This is a genomic window from Leptolyngbya sp. FACHB-36 (assembly GCF_014695955.1).
Lineage (GTDB): Bacteria > Cyanobacteriota > Cyanobacteriia > Leptolyngbyales > Leptolyngbyaceae > FACHB-36.
Genome location: NZ_JACJPG010000445.1, coordinates 1 through 3755, shown reverse-complemented (window position 1 = coordinate 3755; position 3755 = coordinate 1). Strand labels below are relative to the sequence as shown.

4 protein-coding genes are annotated in these 3755 nt (G+C 51.0%); 1 reads left to right on the top strand and 3 read right to left on the bottom strand.

Annotated features, from left to right (window positions below; all coding sequences use genetic code 11):
- From H6F43_RS12625 to H6F43_RS12615, 3 genes are all read right to left on the bottom strand, one after another.
- The coding region (locus H6F43_RS12625) for an FAD-binding protein (protein WP_190343103.1) at positions 1-1157 on the bottom strand (1157 nt) is incomplete at its 3' end.
- 128 nt (positions 1158-1285) lie between these two features.
- Positions 1286-2338, bottom strand: coding sequence for an ABC transporter substrate-binding protein (locus H6F43_RS12620; RefSeq protein WP_190343102.1), 1053 nt, complete (start codon positions 2336-2338; stop codon positions 1286-1288).
- Positions 2339-2560: 222 nt separating this feature from the next.
- On the bottom strand, positions 2561-2908 hold the full coding sequence (locus tag H6F43_RS12615; protein ID WP_190343104.1) for a DOPA 4,5-dioxygenase family protein: 348 nt from the start codon (positions 2906-2908) through the stop codon (positions 2561-2563).
- A gap of 113 nt (positions 2909-3021) precedes the next feature.
- Here H6F43_RS12615 and H6F43_RS12610 point away from each other — a divergent pair, with 113 nt between their 5' ends.
- Positions 3022-3702, top strand: coding sequence for an HAD family hydrolase (locus H6F43_RS12610; RefSeq protein WP_190343101.1), 681 nt, complete (start codon positions 3022-3024; stop codon positions 3700-3702).
- Positions 3703-3755 lie beyond the last annotated feature (53 nt).

Sequence of the window (3755 nt, the reverse complement as noted above, 5' to 3'; positions counted from 1 at the left end):
GCCCAGTAGCCAGAAGAAATCGCCCAAGCCGCATTGTGACTGCCCCCACCCGAAATCCCTCCACAAATCAGTTCTCGTGTTGCTGCATCTCCTGCCGCATACAAACCGGGAACGGTCGTAGCGCAGGTGGCATCGACAATTCGCAATCCGCCAGTTCCCCGCACCGTTCCCTCGAATCGCAGCGTCACCGGAAAGTGTTGCGTAAACGGATCAATGCCCCGGCGATTGAACGGCAGAAAGAAATTCAGTTGCGCCTTTCGCATCCATACCTGGATTTCTGGCGTTACATTCTGGTCAATACAGGCATAAACGGGTTGCTCCAGCAGGGTTTTAGCGATGATGCTTCGTCCCTGGCGCGTGTTGGCTCCGTCGATCGGCGTACCATCAGCCTGGTAAAAGCTTGCCCATTGGAAAAACCGTCCCTTCGTCACCGAGCCAAAGGTAGTTGAGAGGGCATACGCATTGGAGAATTCCATCCCAGAGAACGCTGCTCCCGCTTCTGCTGCCATCAGGTAGCCATCTCCCGTCAAAACATTGCAACCCAGACCGTTTGCCAAAAATGCACAGCCACCCGTTGCCAAAACGACGGCTCCAGCACGAATCGTCCAGCAATCGCCCGTTTGGCGGTTGATTCCCGCTGCTCCAGCCACTCGCCCTTCCTGATCCACCAATAGCTCTAATGCCGGACTCTGATCCAGAATTCTCACCCCAGCCTGTCGAATCTTCTTTCGCATCAGGCGCATATATTCTGGACCCTGGATTGACTCCCGCCGCGACTGACCCTGTTCGTCTACTGGAAACGGATAGCCCCATTCGGCAACGAGGTTGATATTCTCAAACGTTTGATCCAGGACTCGCTGCATCCAGGTACGATCGGCTAGAAAGCCACCCAATGCTTCCCGACTTGCCATCGCCTGCTCCCGCAGCTCAGCATCCGGTTTGACGTACCAGAGACTATTGCCTGACGGAGCAGATGCGCCGCTGGTGCCACAGTATCCTTTATCGACCAGGATAGCCTCTGCTCCCCGATGCGCCGCTCCCCAGGCAACCCAGCCTCCGGCTAATCCACCCCCAATCACTAACACATCGGTTGTGAGTGTGATTTCGGCGATCGCTTCGCTGTTCCCCGAAGGGGTAATCGCTGCATTATCACTCATTCACAGTAGCTCCTGTTTCAATCAAAAACGTAATCACAAATCCAGGATCACTTAGACTCAGTTGGCACAACTCAGACAACTGGATGTGCAATCAGAGCACCATTGAATTTTGCAATTCAGTAATCTGCTCATGGATTTGCAGCTTGCCAATCCTGAATCTCAAAATTCGACTTCAATAACTTCTGATCCGCCAGGAATTGCTTGGTGGAATTCAACAACCTGATCCCCTCATCGGTAAAAGGTTGATTGGGATAGAGGTCGATCGCATACGACTCTTTAATCACTAGCAGCGGTAACTTTTTGCTTGTCTTAGATGCAAATTGATAAAACGCTTCTGGATTCGCTTTCGCCGCCTGCAATGCTCTTTGACGAATCTGATTCCACTGACGCGGTAGCTCTGGGTATTTTGCCAGTAAGTCTTCGGTGGCAATGCTGACACTCGTGCCAACTAATCCAGTGTGATTGGTTGCCTGATCCAGAATTGGGAACCCCTTAGACGCCAGGAGCGGACCTGATCCCGTGGGAAAGGGATAGGCAGCAATTTCGCCCCGCTCTAAAGCAGCTTTGGCATCCACAGTTGGAATTTGCACCACTTTCACCGCTTTTGCCAGTCCTGACTGATCAATTAAGCCAAGCAGATAGCGGTGCATATACGTCCCTTTTGCCACGCCCACCTTTTTTCCTTTGAGGGCTTCTAGCGATTTGGGACCATCCTGAACGGTTAGCAACCAGGAATCTTGCCCCACTCGTGACTGATTGATCAGCTTTGTCTTTAACCCAGCCGCGCGTCCTACCAGGGCAGGAGTATCGCCGTACAACCCCATATCCAATGCGCCACTGGCAAGCGATTCGTTCAGGGCAGGACCCCCACTAAACGGGAAGAACTTGACCTCGCTGATTCCCAGGCTTTTCAGTTCTGATGCCAGATAGCCTTGTTCCTGCGCCCAACCTTCCAGACCGACTGGAATTTTGCCGCCATCTGAACTGATGAATCCCACACGCAATACCGTGGTCGCAGCACTGGCAGGACTGGCAACCGGGCTAGCCTGAGACGTATCCGTCGTTGGGCTACCGGCCTGAGGTTGAGCTGCACAATTGGTCAGCGTTGCCGTCAGAGACAACGACAGCGTTCCCAGAAATAGATGCTTGAACAGCGATCGCCGTTTCAATCGGGAAATCATAAAACTCTCAACAGCTTCAGGGCAAATACTGCATCGTCGAGGAGACACGCTTGCTGTAAAAGAAAAGCAATCTCCAATATCTTGATCGACAAACCGTGGTTTGCGATTCAGTATCGCATGTAGGCAGTTGAGAAACAAGGCTTTGCTGATTAAGATCTTTAAATCTAATAGTTAGAAGTGCGAATTGTTTTCGCTGCTGTGACCCAAGCCCAATTAGTCCCATCAAGGTGGGCTCACCTGTCTTAGTGGCTCAAGATTGACTGCCAGTTTTTCACCCAGCCAAAGCGCATGGTCGGTGTGGTCTGCTACGGCATCCCCCGTATTGGGGTGAACAAGAATCGCCAATTCCTCACAATGCAGCATCAACCACGGCACAACTTGATCAAATTGATCCCGTGCAAAAGCAACTTGATACATCGGTTGTGTGTGGGGACCCACGAGCTTGTCGTGCCAGCGCCCTAACTGCACCTGAAAGCGATCGCCCAATTCTTCTCGCACCCGTACCGCTGCCTCACGAGTGGTGGGATCATAATAAACATGGGCGTGAAAACTGGTGATTTCAGTTGTCATAGATGCTTGATCACTCATAATAAAATTCTGCCGGACGATCCGTTGTACTCACTAGCTAGCAACAAAGTGTTACGGGTGTATAGTCTCATCGAATGCATGTGCATTTAAGGAAAATGGGCATTTCTCAATGTGATCTCGTTATTTTTGATTGTGATGGAGTGTTGGTGGATAGCGAACCGATCGTGAATCGCATTTTCGCCGAAACACTGACCGAGGCTGGATTTCAGATTACCTATGAACAAGTCACCCAGCAGTTTATGGGTAAGTCCCTGGCAACGTGTCTGGCAATCATTGAGGAAACCTATGGAAGGCGGCTCCCACCCACATTTACTGAGCGTTGCAAAGAACGAGAATTTACTGCCTTTCAACAAGAACTGCGACCCGTTTCAGGAATTGCCGAAACGTTAGAACAAATTTCGTTACCCAAATGTGTGGCATCGAATAGCAGCCACCGACATATTCAAGTGGTTTTAACCTTAACTGGACTGCTGCATCAGTTTGACGGCAAGCTCTACAGTGCTTATGATGTGGAGCGCCCCAAACCTTTTCCCGATGTGTATCTCTATGCTGCCCAGCAAATGAACACCGATCCAAGCCGTTGTGTTGTGGTTGAAGATTCAGTTCCAGGCGTACAAGCGGCATCTGCGGCAGGAATGACGGTATTCGGCTATGCTCAACGGAGCGATCGCGCTGCACTGCTTGCCGCTGGAGCAACATTTATTTTCGATGATATGCAAAACTTTCCAGGCATGATTAATGCCGAGAGCAACTTCCAAGGAATCGAAGTCAAATGAGCAACTCACAGGGCACGGTGGCACGGTGGCGTTACCCTGTGAAATGGTTCTAA

Coding starts and splice junctions, on each gene's coding strand:
- H6F43_RS12620 (WP_190343102.1), bottom strand. CDS start 2,338: ATGATTTCCCGATTGAAACGGCGATCGCTGTTCAAGCATCTATTTCTG.
- H6F43_RS12615 (WP_190343104.1), bottom strand. CDS start 2,908: ATGACAACTGAAATCACCAGTTTTCACGCCCATGTTTATTATGATCCC.
- H6F43_RS12610 (WP_190343101.1), top strand. CDS start 3,022: ATGGGCATTTCTCAATGTGATCTCGTTATTTTTGATTGTGATGGAGTG.